We start from the raw sequence: 19169 nt of genomic DNA, 5'->3' as shown, positions 1-19169 counted from the left end.
CGTAGTTGTGTGGTCGGCAAACCACTTTTACTTTAACAGGGAGCCTTTTTCTTTTCTACTTTTCTCCTCGCTATAAGCTACTTTTTTACCCCCGGCTTAGCCGGGGGTTGCCTGCGGTACTACCAAAGCAAGAGCGCGGAGACGGCAAACGCCGTCCCCGCGCTCTTTCGTTTTCGGTTTAACCGTTCAGCCCGCTGCAAGCTCCGCGCCCAGGGCCTTACAGGCCTCCAGGCCAGCCGCGTCCGGCGTTTCGTTGAGGATCAGCCCTTCGTCGCCGCACAGATCGGCGCCGGCGCCTTCCGCCCGTTCGTACCAGTCCCGCATCCATTGCCCGTCGCCCCAGCCGTAAGAGCCGAACAGGGCGAGCTTCTTCCCGGAGAGCCTTCCCTCCAGCGCGGTGAAGAAAGGCTCGAACTCGCCCTCCTCCAGCACCTCCGCCCCCATGGCGGGGCAGCCCAACGCCAGGCGGTCGTAGCCGGCGGCCTCGCCGGCGCTGATCTCGGACACGGTGAACAGGCGCGCGCCCGCCCCCTCCGCCACCGCCTTGGCCATGGCCTCGGTATTGCCCGTCCCGGACCAGTAAATCACTGCTGTCTTGCTCATCATCCGTACCTCCATGGATCGTCTGTTTAGTTTCACGCCGCCGGCGTCTCCCGGACGCCGAATAGCTGCGAAAGCGTCATCCCCGCCCGCAGGCGGCTGCACAGCGCCTCCCGGCTGCGGTCGAACCGGGCGAACTGCCGCCGGGCGCCCTCCACGTCATGGTAGACCTTCCAGTGCCCGCACAGCTTACACCGGCCGCCCCCCGGATCTGCCAAAAAGCCCTGCACATCCTCCGGCGGATAGCCCAGGAATAGGCCGATCTCGTGGGGGAAGCCCTCCCGCCAGAGCAAACGCCGCCGCAGGTGCCGCAGCAGGGCGGCAAGGCCCGCCCCCGTTGGATAGCCCCGCCGTTGCAGCAGGGAAACCGCCTCCCGCCCCTGCAAATGCGCCTCCAGCAGCTCCGGCCGGTATACCAGCAGCAGCCAGCGGCTTTCACAGCGGCAGAGCACCTCGATACGCACGCCCCGCCGTTCCAGCAGACGCGTATACCGGCCGGCCACACGGGGCAGCGCAGGATAGTCCGCCGACGACAGGGAGATCACGCAGGCGCAGCGCAGCCCGACCAGCGCCGGGGCACAATGATAGGCCAATGCCCGTTCAAAGGCCTCCCGTTCCAAACGCTCACCCCCATATATTAGTACCAGCTAACTTCCGGTTTTTAAAAACGCACCCCGACATGGGTGCTTCCAACGCAAGAGTTAGTATATACTAACCTTTTTTATGGTATCATAGTTTCGCGGCACTGTCAATCTTTATTTCCCTAAAAATTTTTCCCGTTTTTGCTTGACAGACCGCACGTGTTATGGTACACTTCATCCATCCCAAGAAGTTAGTTACGGCTAACTAAATGTCGCCGGGCGGCCCGCCCCGCCATGGGCTGCCCGGCCCTCCCAAACCTGCTCTCCACTTTACCTTCTACATATGCCAAAAGCCCGCGCCGGTACCGGCGCGGGCGTTTGGTATTGTCTGCCGAAACGGCTTATCCAGCGCCGGTACGCTCAAATTTCGTAAACGTACAGCGGATCACGGTGAAGCCGTCCTGCGCGATCTCCCCCCGCAGCAGGGCGAAGGTGTCCGCCTCAAACCACAGGGAGCACTCCTGCCCCGTCCCGGCCGTCCCTTCCGGGTCCCGGCAGATGATGTGCAGCAGCTGCGTCTCGTCTTCCGTCTCCAGGCCGCATTCGGCAATGAATCCTTCCCGGGCACAGTCCAACAGCACCGGCACTGCGTCCACGGGGCTCATGCCCTGCTGGTTCAGCGCTCCGGTCTCCACCCGGATGCCGTCGTACTCCAGCGCCGCGGCGTCCCGGCGCAGCCGGGCGGTGACGCCGGCAATGTTCTCCGGCGCGGTCACCGTCAGGACCGTGTCCCCCTCCTTTTCCCAGGACACGTCGATCCCGTAATCGTATACGCGGCTTCCATAGTCGGCCGTGACCTCCATAGAGGCGGTGCAGGCCGTCATGGCCAGGTACGCCCCCCGCATGTCCAGCGCAAGCTGTTCGGCCCGGCTGCCCGCCCCCGTCCCGCCGCAGGCGGACAGTACAAGCGCCAGGAGCATCATTGGTACGCACATCCAGCGACGGCGCACTTGAGTCCCTCCTAATTTACATGTTCGTTCAATACGCCGGGCAGTGCACGGATCAGGTCGCCGGGCGTCATACCGTACTCCCCCGCCGCTTCCGCGCAGCGGTCTCCCGCGGCGCCGTGGAGCCACACCGCCATGGGCACCGCCTGCCGGGCGCTCAGGCCCTGGCCCAGAAGAGCGAGAATCATCCCGCCCAGCACGTCTCCGCTTCCACCTTTTGCCATACCGGGATTTCCGGTGGTATTGAGGAAGGCGCTCCCGTCGGGGAAGGCGGTGATGGTACAGTGCCCCTTCAGCACCAGACAGCAGCCGTGCCTGCGGGCGAAGTCCAGGGCCGCTCCCAGCCGGTCGCCGCCGCTCAGATCTCCGCCCAGCCGGGCGAACTCCCCGTCGTGGGGGGTCAGGACGGTAAACAGCCCCTGCCGGGCATCCAACACATCTATATGCCCCTCCAGCGCGTTTATGCCGTCGGCGTCCAATACGACGGGCAGACGGGCTTCCCGCAGCAGCTGGCGCACCACGGCATACGTACCGTTTCCCCGCCCAAGCCCCGGCCCGATGAGGCATACGCCGCAGCTGCAGAGCTTTTCCAGCGCCAGAGCGCCCGCTTCCAGGGAGAGCCGCCCCTCCTTGTCCGCGGGAAGCGGGTGAGGCATCGCCTCGTCCAGCTTGGCGGCGGCAATGGGCCACACCGGGGCGGGCACCCCCACGGTGACCAGCCCGGCGCCGGTGCGCACGGCGGCCTGGGCCGCCAAAACCGGCGCGCCCGTATAGCCCACGCTGCCGCCCAGCAGATAGACCTTGCCGAAATCCCCCTTGTGGGCGTCCCTGGCCCGGCGGGGCAGGATCACATCGGCGGCCTCCACCGTCCGGATGGGACATTCCAGCGCATCCACCAGCTCCCGCGGTATGCCGATGTCCGCCACCACCAGTTTGCCGGTACACACCCCGCCCTTGCCCACAAAGTGCCCCGCCTTGGGCAGCGTGAAGGTGACGGTGGCCGCCGCCTGCACCGCCGCGCCCAGCACCCGGCCCGTATCCGCCTCCACTCCGCTGGGCAGATCGGCGGAGACCACCGGGATCGCACTGGTGTTCATCATATGCACGGCGGTCAGCGCATCGCCCCGCAGCGGCGTGTTCAGCCCGATGCCGAAGAGGGCGTCCACCATCACGCGGGCCTCCAGGCACCAGGCGGCAAACTCCGCGTCGTCCGGAGCAAAGCACTCCAAACGACCGCCGGCCGCCGCCAAACGCGCCTCCATCGTCCGGGTATCCGCCGTAAGCTTCTCCCGGGAGCCCACCAGGATACAGCGCACCTCATATCCCGCCTCCAGCAGCAGGCGGGCGCAGGCCACGCCGTCCCCTCCATTGTTGCCGCCGCCGCAGAAGCACACCGCCCGGAAGGGGCCGCTGCCCGCCGTTCCGGCCAAGTCCATGGCCGTCTCCGCCAGCGCGGCGGCCGCCCGCTCCATCAGCTGGTCAGAGGGAATGCCCCGCTCCCGGATGGCCGTCTGGTCCAGCTGGCGCATCTGCTGCGCCGATGCGATCCTCATATGCGTTTCTACTCCTTCCGCTTGTTCCAAAGGCCCCGCCCCTTTGGGGCGGGCCTCACGTTTTGTCCGGCTCTTTCTCCGCCGCCGCCCGGCAGGGCGTAAAATCCACCCGCCGGAACAGCAGGGCTCCTACGATCAGGATCAGGAAATTACTGATATTCATGGCATACCAAACGCCTGCCGCTCCAATGGAGGTAGCGTGCCGGAACAGCATGATCAAGGGCAGCCGGATGGCCCAGAGGCGGCAGGTCGAAAGGATAAAAGCACAGTGGGTGTTCCCCGAGCCGTTGAATACCCCCAGATAGTTCTGAAACAGCGCCATCAGCGGCTGGGTGAGCAGCACCCAGAACATATACTCCAGCGCGGCGGCCTGCGTGGCGGCGTCGTTGCTCAGCAGCTGTACCATGCCGGCCCGGAAGGGCATCAGCAGCAGGCTGCCCGCAACGGCGATGAGAAGGCCCAGGTTCCGGCTGACCACATAGGCCCGCCGGGCCCGCCCGCCCTGGCCCGCGCCGATGTTCTGCCCCACGTAGGCCGCCAGCACCGAGCCAAGCGCCAGCACGGGCATCAGCAGGATATTGGAAATTTTGTTCCCGATGCTGAACGCTGCGGCCACATGATCCCCGTAGCTGAGGATGACGGTCTGCAGCACCAAAAACCCCAGAGAGCTGAGCGCCTGGCTGGCGGCCGCGGGCGCGGCCACCCGGCACAGCCGGGCCAGCACTGCGGGACGCACGCGCAGCTGCGCCCTGGTGAGGAACAGGGACTGCCCGGGCCGAAACAGCAGGATCAGGCACACCGGAGCTGCTGCCGCATTGCCCAGCACCGTGGCCAGGCCCGCGCCGAATACCCCCAGCCCCAATCCCTGTACGAACACGCCGGTAAGCAGGATATTGAGCGCCACGGCGGACACCGACAGCAGCACCGGGGTCACGGTGTCCCCCTGGGCCTGGCGGACGGCCTGAAAGGCATAAAAAAGGAAGGTAAACACCAGTTCAAAGGAGCGTACCCGCAGATAAGCCACCGCACAGGACAGCACGTCCCCCTGCGCCCCCATCAGGCCCATCACCGCCGGGGCCGCCCAATACAGCAGGACATTGAGCGCCGCGCCGAACAGCACCGCCACCACCAGCAGCACCCCGGCGTTCTCCCGGGCCTGCTCCCGCTTTTCCGCGCCCAGCAGCTGGCTGATCACGGCCACTCCCGCTACGCCGAAGCCCACCTGGAACGAGGCGAAGATATTCAGCAGCGGCCATGAGATGGACACCCCCGCCTGGGCCGCCACCGAATTTGCGATCTGCCCGATAAAAAAAGTGTCTACCAGCTCGTTGAAGGCCTTCATAAAATTAGCCCCAAATACCGGCAGCGCCAGGATCAAAAACGCTCGATACAGATTCGGCTCATAGAGCAGCAGTTCTCTCCGGTCCCGCTTCACATCATCAGCTCGCTTTTCTCGTTGTTCCACGGCATGTCCCTGCAGGCTGCGGGTCGCCTCCGGCCACGCGCAAAAGGGGAACGGCGCCCCGGCGCAAGCCGTCTTTTCCTCTGCGCGCGCTTCTCCCGTTCCGCTTTGCCGTACCGTCCATTATAGGCCGGCGGCCGGCCCGCGTCAATTTCATCTTGCCATTTTCTTTTTTTTGTGATATATATAAGGTCACATGTGAAGAAGGGGAAAATAGCGAGTTTGCGCTTGCCAGAGAGGGGCGGTCACCGGCTGAGAGCCGCCCCGGAGCGTGTCGCTTGGTTCGCCCCGGAGCGGCCCTGGAGACAGGGACGGCCCGCCCGCCGTTATCGGGTCTTGAGTGCCCGCGCCCCAAGGCGCGGGAATGCGGGTGGTACCGCGGAAGGTTTGCCTTTCGTCCCAAATCAGTTGGGGGGAAAGGCTTTTTTGCTGCACAGAAGCCCGCCCTCCCGCCACGGAAGCTGTGTCAATACGGCAAAAGGAGTTGCAGATATGAAGGAAACACTGGAAACCATACGCCGGGAGGCCCTCTCCGCGCTGGAGCAGACGAAGGCCGCCCAGGACCTGGAGGCCCTGCGGGTCAAGTACCTGGGGAAAAAGGGCGAGCTGACCGCCGTCTTGAAGCAGATGGGCAGGCTCTCCGCCGAGGAGCGCCCCATCATGGGCCAGCTGGCCAACGAGGTGCGCGAGGCCCTGACGGATGCCCTGGCCCGCCGCCAGCAGGCCATCGCGGAGGCTGCGCTCAACGCCAAGCTGGAAGCCGAAGCGCTGGACGTGACCATCCCCGGCAAGCGTCCGGAACTGGGGCACAAGCACCCCATGTCCATCGCCCTGGATGAGCTGAAGGATATCTTCGTGGGTATGGGCTTTCAAGTCGCCGAGGGCCCTGAGGTGGAGCTGGCCGAGTATAACTTCACCAAACTGAACACGGAGGAGGGCCATCCCGCGCGGGAATGGGGCGATACCTTTTATATCAAGGAAGACTCCTCCCTGCTGCTGCGCACCCAGACCTCTCCCATGCAGGTGCGCACCATGGAGAAGATGGCGCCCCCCATCCGCATCATCGCTCCCGGGCGGGTGTACCGCAAGGACGAGGTAGACGCCACCCATTCCCCCATGTTCCATCAGGTCGAAGGGCTTGTGGTGGACAAGGGCATCACCATGGCCGACCTGAAGGGCACTTTGAACGCCTTCGTGGAGGCCCTGTACGGCAAGGGCACCAAGACCCGTTTCCGCCCCCACCATTTCCCCTTCACCGAGCCCTCCTGCGAGGTGGACGTGCAGTGCCACGCCTGCGGCGGCGCAGGCTGCCGGGTGTGCAAGGGCGAGGGCTGGATCGAACTGCTGGGCGCCGGCATGGTCCACCCCAAAGTGCTTCAGGGCGTCGGCATCGACACCGACGTGTATTCCGGCTTCGCGTTCGGCATCGGCGTGGAGCGTATGGCCATGCGCCGCTTCGGCATCACCGACCTGCGTCTTATTTTTGAAAACGATATGCGCTTTCTCAGCCAGTTCTGAGCCAAAACAGCCGGACGCGCAATCACATACAGCGCATTTCGCAGCAGGCGCCGCGCGCGCCCGCCGGAATGCGGAAAGGACGAAATAACAGATGGATCTTTCAAGAAAATGGCTGGCGGAGTTCGTAGACTCCCCCGCCGACGATAAAGAATACTGCGACGCCATGACGCTCTCCGGCTCCAAGGTGGAGGGGGTCACCGTGGAAGGCACGGAGATCCGCAACGTTGTGGTGGGCAGGGTGCTCGCCATGGAGCGCCACCCCGATTCCGACCATATGTGGACCTGCCAGGTGGACGCGGGCCGGGGGGCCCCCCTCCAGATCGTCACCGGCGCGCAGAACGTGAACGTGGGCGACCTGGTCCCCGTCGCCCTGCACGACTCCTGGCTGCCCGGCGGGGTGCACATCACCGCCGGCACGCTCCGCGGCGTGGAGTCCAACGGCATGCTCTGCTCCTACAAGGAGCTGGGCATGACCGACCATGACTGGCCTTACAGCGTAGCGGACGGCATTTTTATCCTTACGAGCGATCCGGACCTGGCGGCCAAACACCCCAGGCCCGGCGACGACGTGCCCGCCCTGCTGGGACTGGACGACCACATCGTAGCGTTCGAGATCACCCCCAACCGTCCCGACTGCCTGAGCGTCATCGGTCTGGCCCGGGAGACCGCCGCCACCTTTGACCGCCCCCTCAAGCTCCACACCCCCGAGGTGAAGGGAACGGACGGCACCAGCGTGGCCGAGCTGCTGGATGTAGAGATCGAGAACCCGGAGCTCTGCCCCCGCTATACGGCCCGCATGGTGCGCAACGTAACGATCGCCCCCTCTCCCCTGTGGATGCGGGAGCGGCTGCGTGCCAGCGGCGTGCGCCCCATCAACAACATCGTGGACATCACCAACTACGTCATGCTGGAGTACGGCCAGCCCATGCACGCCTTCGACTTCTCCTGTGTGGAGGGCGGCAGGATCGTGGTGCGTACCGCCCGGGAAGGCGAGGTCATCCAGACGCTGGACGGCAATGACCGCAGGCTGACGCCCAACATGCTGTGCATCTGCGACGAGCACAAGCCCGTGGGCGTAGCGGGCGTCATGGGCGGCGCCAACTCCGAGATCGTGGGCGACACCGCCATGGTGGTCTTTGAGTCGGCCAACTTCAACGGCGTGTCCATCCGCCGCACCGCCACCGCGCTGGGCATGCGCACCGACGCCTCCGCCCGGTACGAAAAGGGCCTGGACCCCATGAACACCTACAAGGGCGTCCAGCGGGCCTGCGAACTGGTGGAGCTGCTGGGCTGCGGCGAAGTGGTCGACGGCGTCATCGACGTGATCGCCTCCGACCAGGCTCCCCGCACCGTCCGGCTGGAACCGGGGAAGATCAACGCCCTTCTGGGCACCGACATTTCGGAGGATGCGATGCGCGCCATGCTCCGGCGCCTGGACTTCACGCTGGACGGCGACACCATCATCGTCCCCTCCTGGCGCTCCGATGTGGAGCACTACTCCGATATCGCCGAGGAGGTGGCCCGGCTCCACGGGTACGACAAGATCCCCGTCACCCTCATGCGGGGCGAGACCACCCAGGGCGGCTTTACCGGCAAGCAGCAGGCCGAGCGGAGGACTGGCAGCCTGCTGCGGGGCATGGGGTACAGCGAGATCATCACCTATTCCTTCATCTCCCCCTCCTATTACGATAAGATCCGCCTGCCGGCAGACTCGGACAAGCGCAACTGCGTGACTATCCTCAACCCCTTGGGGGAGGATACCTCCGTCATGCGCACCACCGCCCTGCCCTCCATGCTGGAGACCCTGGCCCGCAACTACAGCTACCGGAATAAGGCCGCCAAACTCTATGAGATCGCTACCGTCTATAAGCCGGTGGCGGGCCGGGATCTGGCCGACGAGCGTCCCATGCTCTCCCTGGGCGCCTATGGCGCGGGAATGGACTTCTTCGCCCTCAAGGGCGTGGTGGAGCAGACGCTGTGCGCCCTGAATGTGAAGAACGTGCGCTTTGCCGCCCGGAGCGATATCCCCGCCTTCCATCCCGGCCGCTGCGCCGAAGTGCGCGCGGGCGGCGTCTTCCTGGGTGTGCTGGGCCAGCTGCACCCCCTCACCTGTCAAAACTACGGGATGGACTGCGACGTGTTCGCCGCCCAGCTGGACTTTATGGACCTGCTCGCCCAGCGCGCCGGCGAGGCCCGATACGAACCGCTGCCCCGCTTCCCCTCCGTCACCCGGGACATCGCCGTGGTGTGCGCTCAGGAGATTACCGTAGCGCAGCTGGAGGAGTGCATCAACCGGGGCGCCCGGGGCCTGTTGAAGGAAGTGGAGCTCTTCGACATCTACACCGGCGCGCCCATTCCCGCCGGGAAAAAGAGCGTGGCCTTCAACCTGACCCTGCGCTCGGACGAGCGCAGCCTCACCGCCGAAGAGGCGGATGAGGACGTGCGCAGCGTGCTGACGCTTCTGGAGCGCGAGCTGGGCGCGGTGCTGCGCTGAACCGCCGCCAACAGGACAAGACCGCCCGCTGCAGCCTGGCTGCAGCGGGCGGTCTGTCGCGTTGCTCAGAACAGTACTTCCCGCGCGGCGGGGGTCGCTTTGGCAATGAGGCGGCCCGCCTTGAAGGAGTAGAGCACCTCGCTCTTCTCATTCAGCGCGTTGTAGAAATTATCGGCGCCCAACAGAAGGAAGCTTGCGGGATTGCCCTCCCGGATTCCATAGGAATCCCCCAGGTGGAGCGTCCTGGCGGCATTGGTGGAGATGAGCTTGTAGGAGTCCATGATCTCCTGATAGCCCATCATCTGGCACACGTGCAGGCCCATGAAGACCACATCCCGCATGTTGCCGGTGCCCAGGGGGTACCAGGGGTCAAAGATATCGTCGTGGCCGAAGGAGACGTTGATCCCGGCCGCCAGCAGTTCCTTGACCCGGGTGATGCCCCGGCGCTTGGGATAAGTATCCATGCGTCCCTGAAGATGGGTGTTTACCAGGGGGTTGGAGACGAAGTTGATCTCGCTCATCTTCAGCAGGCGCATCAGCTTGGTGACGTAGGCGTTGTTATAGGAGTGCATCGCCGTGGTATGGCTGGCGGTCACACGGTCCTTCAGGCCGGATTCGTAGGCCCGGGCCGCCAGCACCTCCAGACCGCGGCTCTGCTCGTCGTCGATCTCGTCGCAGTGGACGTCCACCAGCTTATCGTACTTTTCCGCCAGTTTTACGGCAAAGTTGAGGGAATCCACCGCATACTCCCGGGTGAATTCGAAATGGGGGATGGCCCCCACCGCGTCGGCCCCCATCTTCACCGCGTCCTCCATGAGCTGGCGGCCGTTGGGGAAGGAGTCGATGCCCTCCTGGGGGAAAGCCACCACCTGGATGTCGATGGTGTCCCGCAGCTCTTCCCGAAGCTCCAGCAGCGCTTCCATGGCGGTGAGCTTGGGGTCGGTCACGTCCACGTGGGTACGCACGAACTGCACGCCGTTCTGGGCCTGCATCCGTACCGCCCGGTGAACCCGCTCCCGCACATCCGCGCGGGTGAGCTTCTCCTTGCGCAGGCTCCAGCACTGGATGCCCTCAAACAGGGTGCCGGATTGGTTCCACACCGGGTCCCCCGCGGTCAGGCAGGTGTCCAGGTGGACGTGGGATTCGATAAAGGGGGGCAGGGCCAGACAGCCGGAGCCGTCGATGACCTCCTCGCCCGGCAGAGGCGTCAGCCCCGGCTCCAGGCGCTCAAACTTCCCGTCGGTGATGCGGATATCGGTGGCCTGCGCGGCGTTTTCTACGAACACATTTTGGATCAGCATAACTGCATACCGCCTTTCTGTCCCAATTATCCCTGCTGCTTGGCGTAGAACAGCCGGTCTGCCAGCAGGTAGCAGACGCAGGCCGCGATCATGGCGTTGATGGAGGCGATGCCCACAGGCACGAAGTTGCCCACGGCCGCCCCCACGATCACGCCCGCGATGGAGCCCCAGTGCACTTTATGGGCCGGAGCGGCCCCCTCCCGATAGGACGGCCGGTGCATCACGAAATCCAGCATGACGATGGCGCCCACCGGAGGCAGGGTGGCGTTGAGGAAGCTCAGCCAGCCCACAAAGTTGTTGTACAGCCAGATGGCCGCCAGCGTCCCGATGATGCCGGATACCAGCACCATGGGCTTTTGCCGCAGACCGGTGATATTGGTCAGGCCCAGGCCGCCGGTATACAGGGCGTTGTTGTTGGTGGTCCAGATATTGGCCCCCAGCACGATAAGCGCGGGGATGGCCAGCCCCTGGGCGATCATGACATAGAAAATGTCGTCCTTCCCGGTAAAGGCGCCGCCCACCGCGCCGAAGGCGAACATGAGCGAGTTGCCCAGGAAGAAGGCGATGACCGTAGTGGAGACCGCCACAGCGTTGTTTTTGGCAAAGCGGACGAAGTTGGGGGTGGCGGTTCCGCCGCTGACAAAGGAGCCGATGACCAGACCCACGCCCCCCAGGATGGACAGGCTGCCCGCCGATTTCGCAAAGATGGCGGTCAGGCCGCCGCCCTCGATTCCGGAGAGCACCATGGAGTAGACGCCCAGCACCGCGATCAGCGGCACCGAAATGGCGCTGACAATGGTGAGGGCCTTGATGCCGAAATAGGCCGACGCCGTCATACACAGCCCGGCGATGAGCACCAGGATAAAGGGGCTGATCCCCAGCAGCTCGGCGGCCGGGATGGCAAACATGGCCACGCCCACGCCGAACCAGCCGATCTGGGTGAAGGAAATCAGCACCGACGCCAGTTTGGAGCCGCTGGTGCCGAAGGAGCGCTGGGCCAGCAGATCCAGCGTCAGACCGGTGTCGCAGCCGATATAGGCCAGGCCCCCGGTATAGGCCCCCAGGATGATGCCTCCGATGATCACCGCCCAGACGAAGCCCGGAAAGTCCAGGCCGTTCCCCAGCTTGGCGCCCACGCTCATGCTGGCGGAGAAGAAGGTGAAGCCCATCATGACCACGAACATGCTCCAAAAGCCTTTGCGCGCTGTGGTCGGGACCGCCTCCAACGAATAATCGTCGTCCGCGCCCCGTTTTGTGGTGTTCGGTTGCTGCGCCATCATACTACCTCCTCTTTTCGCTTTATGAAACCAGTTTCATCCAAGCAAACTATATCACACTTCTTTCCCGCCGTCCAGCATTTCTTTTCCAATCTTTTTTCTTTCTTTTTATGGATTTTTTCCAAATCCCCCTTGGTTCCGCTCTTTCCTGAAACCACTTACATTCCCTGCATTGCTTTTTCCTCGTTTTTGTGGTATTATGGCCGCACAGCGGCCCTGAGCATACCGCACCGCCCTGCGGCGGGCGGGCGGTGCGCTTCCGCAAACGCGGAGCGTTTTGCGGAATACCAGCGGAAACGGACGAATATCCTAAGACAGGGGAGGCGGCAGGTTGTGAATATCAAGGAGGTAGCCCGGCAGGCGGGCGTTTCGGTGGCTACGGTCTCCCGGGTACTCAACCATCCGGAGCTGGTCCAGCCGGAGACCAAGACCCGTGTCTTATCCGTGATGGAGGCCCTCCACTATACCCCCAACTGGTTTGCCCGGGGGCTGAACCTGGGCAAGACCCGCACCATCGCTTTGCTGGTATCCAATATCGAGCGCGGCACCGACCGGGACCTGTTCGCCGGCGTGGAGACGGTGGCCCTGAAAAAGGGCTACGCCACCTTCCTGTGCAACACCCACGGCTCGGCCGCGGCAGAGGCCGACGGCCTGCGCATGGTACAGGACCGGAAGGCCGACGGCGTGCTGCTCTGCGCGCCCCTGGCCGATCTCTCCGGCCTGCACAGCGCCGGCATTCCATGCGTAAGCATCGGGCGCCCCCGGGACGCCCTGACGGAAAACTGCTGCTACATCAACTGTGAGGAGGGTGCCTTCCGCATGACCCGCCACCTGCTCTCCCTAGGGCACCGCCGCCTGGTGTTCCTGCTGGACCGGAGCGATCCGGAGGACCTGCGGCAGGTGGCCGCCGGATGCCGCAGAGCCGTGCTGGAGTGGGGCGGCGGGGCAGACGGCAGGGTCCTCCTGACGGAGAACAGCATACAGGGCGGCTTTGTAGCGGCGGAACGCCTGCTCCAGAGCGGTCCTCCGCCGGACGCCCTGCTCTGTGACAGCGACGAGCTTGCCTTCGGCGTGCTGAAGGCCGCCCGGGACCGCGGCGTGTCCATTCCGGAAGAGCTGGGTCTGGCCTGTCTGACCGACTCCCCGCTGTGCACCATCGTCACCCCGGCCCTCACCAGCCTGGAGCAGCCCGCCCGCCGGCTGGGCATGGTGGCCGCCCGGATGCTCTTTGATCTGCTGGAAAATGAGGAGTTCTCCGCCGGGGTCCCCCAGGAGATCATCCTTCAGCCAAAACTGAAGATCCGCCGTTCCTGCGGCAACCGTGCCCACATCTCAGAGCTTTTCGACGAATAAAGGAGGGGTATGGCATGTCATGTTCCGTAGAATTCATGGGACTTTCGCTCAAGCATCCCGTCATCGTGGCTGCCGGGCCCTGGGCCCGGGACGGCGCTTCCATCCAGCGCTGCGTGGACGCCGGGACGGCGGCGGTGGTTACCGAGACCATCACCCTGGAGGCCAATCCGGTCCTGCGCCCCCGGCTCTACTACGACCGGGGCCGGCTGTTCAACACCAAGCTCTATTCCGACCTGCATCTGGAACAGTGGGAGGGGGAGCTGGAGCAAGTGCGGCTGGGCCAGTGCCGCCTCATCGCCAGCATCTGGGCCACCTCCCCGTCCGAGCTGGCCTATCTGGCCGCCCGGATGGAGCGCATGGGCGCCCATGCCGTGGAGATCAGCATATCCGCCCCCATCGGTACCCGTACCCCGGCCCGGAGCAGCGATCCCGACCAGGTGCGGGAGTTCGTCCGGGCGGCGGCCCTGGCGGTGGACGTGCCCGTCATGGTCAAGCTCTCCTACGAAGCCGCCTCCTCTCCCGCCTTTCTTCAGGCCATCCGGGAGGCGGGCGCCGCCGGAGTGAGCGCCATTGACGCCCTTCGGGGCATTCAGGGCGTGGACCTGGACGCCCGCCGTCCCCGTATGCCTACTTACGGCGGCTACAGCGGCCCCTCCATCCGCCCGGTGGCCCTGGCCGCAGCCGCCATCCTGAAGCAGTACTCCCCGCTTCCGCTGTGCAGCGTTGGGGGGATCGAGACCGGCGAGCAGGTATTGGAATTTTTGATGCTGGGCGCTCAGGCCGTCCAGGTAGGCACCGTCCTCCAGCTGGAGGGGTATCCCGCCATCACCCGTATCGTAAGGGAGCTGACGGCTTGGATGGACGCCCACGGCATCGCTTCGCCGGAGCAGCTGCGGGGGGCGGCCCTGCCCAGCCTGACGCCCTTTGAGGACATCGACCCACAGCCCCTGACCGCCCATCTGGAGACGCCCTGTCCCGTCACAGAATGCGGCCTGTGCAGCGCCGGGTGCATCTACGGAGCGCTCTCCCGCCGTCCGGAGGGCTGGGTCCTTGACCCGCGGCTCTGCCGCGGCTGCGGATTGTGCGCCGCGCGCTGCCCCGAGGGGCGCATCCGTCTGGGCTGGTGAAAGCTTAATTCTTCATAAAATTTCACGGTTTTCCCTTTACAGCCGCTCTGAATTCAGCTACAATGGGACCAGAAACAAACGAGGAGGTGTGCCGCGTGGAGATGGATTACACCCGGAAATTCAGCATTCAAAACGAAAAGGACCCTGAGATCAAGGAGATCCTGAGTTGCGTATACAGCTCTTTGCAGGAAAAGGGCTATAATCCCATCAATCAGATCGTGGGATACATCCTCTCGGAGGACCCCACCTATATCACCAACTACAACAACGCCCGCGCCCTGATCCGCAAGCTGGATCGGGACGAGCTGCTGCAGGAACTGGTAAAGCAGTATCTCAGGGACTGACATCACCGATAAAAACGGCCGCACGGAAACCGTGCGGCCGTTTTTATCGCCCGGGATGCAAGGTGAAGCGGCTGCGTTCGAACTCCAGCAGTCCCTCCGAGCGCATACGCCCCAGCTCCCTTGACAGGGCGCTGCGGTCCACGCACAGGTAGTCCGCCAGGGCCTGGCGGTCAAAGGGAACGGTAAAGCTGTCCTGTCCGGCGCGGAGCGCCTGCTCCTCCAGATAGGCCGTCAGCTTTTCCCGGATGGTGCGGGCGGACAGATACCGAATATTCCGGGAAAGCTGTAGATTCTTTTCCGCCAGCAGCGTCACTAAATTGCGGATCAGCCGGGCATGAAAGGGACACGCCCGCTGGCAGGGCTCCAGCAGGCGGCGTGCGGGCACCAGCAGGACGGTGGTGGGTTCGAGCGCATAGACCGACACCGCCAGAGTGTTGTCCTGCGCAAAGGCGTAGGCTTCTCCAAAGAGCTCCCCCGCCTCCAGCCCCGCCAGGACGATCCGCTCGCCGGACGCGTCCTCCCGGCACACCTGCACCCCGCCGGACAGTACGCAGCCCAGCGCCGCGGCCTTCTCCCCCGCCCGGAACACCGCCGCTGCTTTCGCCGCGCACTTCACACGGGCGGCCAGGCACTCCAGGGCCTCCATCAGCTGCTCCTCCTCCAGCCCCGCGAACAGGGGCACCCGGCGCAGCACCGGCAGATACTGGCGCATGTTTTTCCCTCCATTCGTTGCAGATGCAACATACAACTCGACCTCAGTATAGTATACTCTCCTTACAAAAGCAAGGAGGAATCCCCATGAAACGCAAAATCATCAAAATCGACCCGGAGCTCTGCAACGGCTGCGGCGCCTGCGCCTCCGCCTGCCACGAGGGGGCGATCCAGATGGTGGGCGGCAAGGCCCGCCTCACCCGCGAGGATTACTGCGACGGTCTGGGCGACTGTCTGCCCGCCTGCCCCACCGGGGCCATTACGTTTGAGGAGCGGGAGGCGCCCGCCTACGACCATGCCGCCGTGCTGGCGGCCAAGGCGGCCCGGTCCGCCGGCGTGCCGCCCTGCGGCTGCCCCGGCAGTCAGAGCCGCGCCCTGCGCCGGGACGGCGCCCCCGCCCCCGCCGGCGAAATGCCCAGCCAGCTGCGCCAGTGGCCGGTACAGATCAAACTGGCGCCGGTAAACGCCCCTTATTTTGACGGCTGCGACCTGCTGATTGCCGCCGACTGCACCGCCTACGCCTACGGCGCGTTCCACCGGGACTTCATTGCCGGACGGGTGACCCTGATCGGCTGCCCCAAGCTGGACGAGGGGGATTACACCGAAAAGCTGGCCGCCATCCTGGCTGCCAACGAGGTCAAAAGCGTCACGGTAGCGCGGATGGAGGTTCCCTGCTGCGGCGGCATCCAGCGCGCCGCCGAAACGGCGGTGGCGCGCAGCGGCCGGAACATCCCTCTGCGCACCGTGGTGGTGGGCACCGACGGGCGGCTGCGCTGAAGCATTCTTTGTCTCCGCCTGACACACACTTTACAATCCCCCTTCCCTTTTTGCTCCCGGAAGTTGTCTAAGCCTACGAAATTCGATTTTCGCCCTTGCAAACCCCCGGCAAATCCGATATATTGTAGGCAGATAGAAGACGAGGGGGTACTTGGATGGCGGCGGTGCACATGACGCGCTCTGCGGCCCGCTGCGGTCGTTGTGCCAGCCTGTCCAATTTTGAACGGTAACCCATCAGGGTATCCTTATCATGGATACCCTGATTTATTTTTTCTTTTCCTCAAAAATCGTTTGGCATTTTAAGACTGGAGGATCTGTATGAGCAAAAAAGTTGCCGTCGTCATGGGCTCGGACAGCGACCTGGATACCATGCGCGCCTGCATGAAACGCCTGAAGGCGTTCGGCGTCCCCTTTGAGGTACACGTCATCTCCGCCCACCGCACGCCCGCCGCCGCGGAGCAGTTCGCCTCTTCCGCACGGGAGAAGGGCTTCGGCATCATCATAGCCGCCGCCGGTAAAGCCGCCCATCTGGCGGGGGTCCTGGCCGCCTATACCACCCTGCCCGTCATCGGCGTGCCCATCAAGACCTCCATGATGGGGGGGCTGGACTCTCTTTTGTCCATGGTGCAGATGCCCAAGGGCATCCCGGTGGCCTGCGTGGCCGTGGACGGGGCGGACAACGCCGCGATCCTGGCCGCCCAGATGCTGGCGCTCTCCGACGACGGCCTGTCCGGAACGCTCTCCCAATTCAAGACCGATATGGCTCTGGAAGTTATGGATAAAGATCAAAAAATTCAGATGGAGGAATTTTAGCATGGCTTACGAGAAGAAAGAGCAGCTCTACGAGGGGAAGGCCAAGAAGGTCTACGCCACCCAGGACCCCAACGTGGTCATCGTCTCCTACAAGGACGACGCCACCGCCTTCAACGGCCTGAAAAAGGGCACCATCACCGGCAAGGGCGCCATCAACAACCGCATGACGAACAACCTGATGCGCCGGCTGGAGGCCAAGGGTGTGCCCACCCACCTGGTGGAGGAGCTTAGCGACCGCGAAACCGCCGTGAAGAAAGTCTCCATCGTGCCGCTGGAGGTCATCATCCGCAACCTCTCCGCCGGCTCCTTCGCCAAGCGCTACGGCGTGGAGGAGGGCATTGTATTTGACGCTCCCACCATTGAGTTTTCCTATAAAAACGACGACCTGGGCGATCCGCTCATCAACACCTATCACGCCCTGGCCCTCAAGCTGGCCACCGCCGAGGAGATCGCGCTCATCAAGAACTACGCCTTTACCGTCAACGAACTGCTGAAAGGGTTCATGAAGGAGATCGGCATCGACCTGGTGGATTTCAAGCTGGAATTCGGCAGGACGGCCGACGGCCAGATCGTATTGGCCGACGAGATCAGCCCCGACACCTGCCGCCTGTGGGATGAGAAGACCCATGAGAAGCTGGACAAGGACCGCTTCCGCCGGGATCTGGGCGGCGCGGAGGAGGCCTACGAGGAGGTCATGCGCCGCCTGACCGGCGTGGAGTAGGCCATGGGTGGATTTTTCGGCGCTGTCTCCAAGCGCGACTGCGTGCTGGACCTATTCTTCGGCACCGACTATCACTCCCATCTGGGCACCCGCCGGGGCGGCATGGCGGTTTACGACCGCGAGGCCGGCTTTCAGCGGCAGATCCACAACATTGAGAACACCCCCTTCCGCACCAAATTTGAAGGGGATCTGGGGGAATTCCGGGGCTGCGCGGGCATCGGCTGCATCAGCGACACCGATCCTCAGCCGCTGCTGGTGCGCTCCCACCTGGGGCTGTACGCCATCACCACCGTGGGTATCATCAACAATGCCGACACTCTGGTGGAGACGTATTTTTCCGACCACGGCCACCAGTTCATGGCCATGAGTTCGGGCAAGGTCAATTCCACCGAACTCACCGCCGCCCTCATCAACCAGAAAAGCGACCTGGTCTCCGGTATCCGCCACGCGCAGGAGGCGATCGACGGCTCCTGCACCATTCTCGTGCTTACCCCCGACGCCATCATCGCCGCCCGGGACCGGCTGGGCCGTCTGCCCGTACTGGTGGGCCAGAACGAGGAGGGCTGCTGCGTCTCCTTCGAATCCTTCGCCTATCATAAGCTGGGCTATCAGGACGCTTATGAGCTGGGGCCCCGTGAGATCGTGCGCCTGACGCCGGAGGGATGGGAGACCCTCTCCCCCGCCGGCGAGCAGATGAAGATCTGCGCCTTCCTGTGGACCTATTACGGCTACCCCAATTCCAATTACGAGGGCATGAACGTGGAGGTCATGCGCTACCGCAACGGCGAGATCATGGCCCGGGACGAGATCCAGAAGGGCCAGCTGCCCAAGGTGGACTTTGTAGCCGGCGTACCCGACTCGGGCGTGCCCCACGCCATCGGCTTTGCCAACCGCAGCGGCAAGCCCTTCGCCCGCCCCTTCGTCAAGTACACGCCCACCTGGCCCCGCTCCTTTATGCCCGCCAATCAGGAGGTGCGCAACCAGGTGGCCAAAATGAAGCAGATCCCCGTGCCTGAGCTGATCCAGGGCAAGAAGCTCCTCTTTGTGGACGATTCCATCGTCCGCGGCACGCAGCTGCGGGAGACCGTTGAGTTCCTGTACGAGTCCGGGGCCGAGGAGGTCCACATGCGCTCGGCCTGCCCCCCCATCATGTATGGCTGCAAGTATCTGAACTTCTCCCGCAGCAACTCCGATATGGAGCTTCTGGCCCGCAAGACGGTACAGGAGCTGGAGGGGGACGAGGGGCAGGCGCATCTGGACGAGTACGCCGACGCTTCCACCGAGCGGGGCAGATGTATGCTCCGGTCCATCTGTGAGAAGCTGGGCTTCGATTCGCTGGGCTACCAGTCCCTGGACGGCCTGCTGGAGGCCATCGGCATCGACCGCGACAAGATCTGCACCTATTGCTGGAGCGGAGCGGAATAACCGTTTCCGGGGCCGCCGTCCTTTCCGGATGGGAAGGCGCCCCTCCCGCGTCCGTGTCAGGCACGGCTGCTGTGGCCGCCGCGGCCACAAGTTAAGGCGTCCTTC

General features: G+C 64.2%; 17 protein-coding genes. 9 read left to right on the top strand and 8 right to left on the bottom strand.

Features of this window, described 5'->3' with window-relative positions; genetic code table 11:
- Window positions 1–186 precede the first annotated feature (186 nt).
- From NE547_RS16055 to NE547_RS16035, 5 genes are all read right to left on the bottom strand, one after another.
- Entirely contained in the window at window positions 187–603 is a 417-nt protein-coding gene (locus NE547_RS16055) for a flavodoxin (RefSeq protein ID WP_186907076.1), read from the bottom strand.
- A 32-nt stretch (window positions 604–635) separates the two neighbouring features.
- Window positions 636–1220 carry a DUF3793 family protein gene (locus NE547_RS16050; RefSeq protein ID WP_256176436.1) on the bottom strand — a complete coding sequence of 195 codons (585 nt, stop codon included), beginning with the start codon at window positions 1218–1220 and terminating at the stop codon, window positions 636–638.
- A 362-nt stretch (window positions 1221–1582) separates the two neighbouring features.
- Complete coding sequence (locus NE547_RS16045) at window positions 1583–2191, bottom strand: hypothetical protein (protein ID WP_256176435.1); 609 nt, start codon at window positions 2189–2191, stop codon at window positions 1583–1585.
- 11 nt (window positions 2192–2202) lie between these two features.
- Window positions 2203–3741, bottom strand: a complete 1539-nt coding sequence (locus tag NE547_RS16040) for an NAD(P)H-hydrate dehydratase (protein WP_256176434.1) — start codon at window positions 3739–3741, stop codon at window positions 2203–2205.
- A gap of 55 nt (window positions 3742–3796) precedes the next feature.
- Window positions 3797–5206 carry an MATE family efflux transporter gene (locus NE547_RS16035; protein ID WP_256176433.1) on the bottom strand — a complete coding sequence of 470 codons (1410 nt, stop codon included), beginning with the start codon at window positions 5204–5206 and terminating at the stop codon, window positions 3797–3799.
- Window positions 5207–5695: 489 nt separating this feature from the next.
- Between NE547_RS16035 and pheS the strand changes: the two genes are divergently transcribed.
- Together pheS and pheT are read left to right on the top strand one after the other, a co-directional pair.
- Complete coding sequence (gene pheS, locus NE547_RS16030) at window positions 5696–6721, top strand: phenylalanine--tRNA ligase subunit alpha (protein WP_256176432.1); 1026 nt, start codon at window positions 5696–5698, stop codon at window positions 6719–6721.
- A 91-nt stretch (window positions 6722–6812) separates the two neighbouring features.
- Complete coding sequence (gene pheT / locus NE547_RS16025) at window positions 6813–9215, top strand: phenylalanine--tRNA ligase subunit beta (protein WP_256176431.1); 2403 nt, start codon at window positions 6813–6815, stop codon at window positions 9213–9215.
- A 65-nt stretch (window positions 9216–9280) separates the two neighbouring features.
- On the opposite strand, the gene codA is transcribed toward pheT, so the two are convergent.
- Together codA and codB are read right to left on the bottom strand one after the other, a co-directional pair.
- Window positions 9281–10516 carry a cytosine deaminase gene (codA, locus tag NE547_RS16020; RefSeq protein WP_256176430.1) on the bottom strand — a complete coding sequence of 412 codons (1236 nt, stop codon included), beginning with the start codon at window positions 10514–10516 and terminating at the stop codon, window positions 9281–9283.
- A 26-nt stretch (window positions 10517–10542) separates the two neighbouring features.
- Window positions 10543–11793 carry a cytosine permease gene (gene codB, locus NE547_RS16015; protein ID WP_207723711.1) on the bottom strand — a complete coding sequence of 417 codons (1251 nt, stop codon included), beginning with the start codon at window positions 11791–11793 and terminating at the stop codon, window positions 10543–10545.
- Window positions 11794–12126: 333 nt separating this feature from the next.
- Between codB and NE547_RS16010 the strand changes: the two genes are divergently transcribed.
- From NE547_RS16010 to NE547_RS16000, 3 genes are all read left to right on the top strand, one after another.
- Window positions 12127–13146 (top strand): LacI family DNA-binding transcriptional regulator, encoded by a 1020-nt coding sequence (locus NE547_RS16010; RefSeq protein ID WP_186907069.1) that lies wholly within the window; start codon window positions 12127–12129, stop codon window positions 13144–13146.
- A 14-nt stretch (window positions 13147–13160) separates the two neighbouring features.
- Entirely contained in the window at window positions 13161–14273 is a 1113-nt protein-coding gene (locus tag NE547_RS16005) for a 4Fe-4S dicluster domain-containing protein (RefSeq protein WP_256176429.1), read from the top strand.
- Window positions 14274–14374: 101 nt separating this feature from the next.
- Window positions 14375–14617 carry an IreB family regulatory phosphoprotein gene (locus tag NE547_RS16000; protein ID WP_186907194.1) on the top strand — a complete coding sequence of 81 codons (243 nt, stop codon included), beginning with the start codon at window positions 14375–14377 and terminating at the stop codon, window positions 14615–14617.
- A gap of 43 nt (window positions 14618–14660) precedes the next feature.
- Here the strand turns inward: NE547_RS16000 and NE547_RS15995 are convergent, their stop codons facing one another.
- Complete coding sequence (locus NE547_RS15995; RefSeq protein WP_186907068.1) at window positions 14661–15329, bottom strand: Crp/Fnr family transcriptional regulator; 669 nt, start codon at window positions 15327–15329, stop codon at window positions 14661–14663.
- Window positions 15330–15415: 86 nt separating this feature from the next.
- Here NE547_RS15995 and NE547_RS15990 point away from each other — a divergent pair, with 86 nt between their 5' ends.
- The 4 genes from NE547_RS15990 (at window position 15416) to NE547_RS15975 (ending at window position 19064) form a co-directional block, all read left to right on the top strand.
- Window positions 15416–16105 carry an ATP-binding protein gene (locus NE547_RS15990; RefSeq protein ID WP_256176428.1) on the top strand — a complete coding sequence of 230 codons (690 nt, stop codon included), beginning with the start codon at window positions 15416–15418 and terminating at the stop codon, window positions 16103–16105.
- Window positions 16106–16423: 318 nt separating this feature from the next.
- Window positions 16424–16918 carry a 5-(carboxyamino)imidazole ribonucleotide mutase gene (purE, locus tag NE547_RS15985; RefSeq protein ID WP_256176427.1) on the top strand — a complete coding sequence of 165 codons (495 nt, stop codon included), beginning with the start codon at window positions 16424–16426 and terminating at the stop codon, window positions 16916–16918.
- A gap of 1 nt (window position 16919) precedes the next feature.
- On the top strand, window positions 16920–17639 hold the full coding sequence (gene purC / locus NE547_RS15980) for a phosphoribosylaminoimidazolesuccinocarboxamide synthase (protein WP_186907065.1): 720 nt from the start codon (window positions 16920–16922) through the stop codon (window positions 17637–17639).
- A 3-nt stretch (window positions 17640–17642) separates the two neighbouring features.
- On the top strand, window positions 17643–19064 hold the full coding sequence (locus NE547_RS15975) for an amidophosphoribosyltransferase (protein ID WP_186907064.1): 1422 nt from the start codon (window positions 17643–17645) through the stop codon (window positions 19062–19064).
- Window positions 19065–19169: the final 105 nt, after the last annotated feature.

It is taken from the genome of Flavonifractor sp. DFI.6.63 (assembly GCF_024462255.1).
Lineage (GTDB): Bacteria > Bacillota > Clostridia > Oscillospirales > Oscillospiraceae > Lawsonibacter_A > Lawsonibacter_A hominis.
This window is presented reverse-complemented; position numbering and strand designations above follow the sequence as displayed.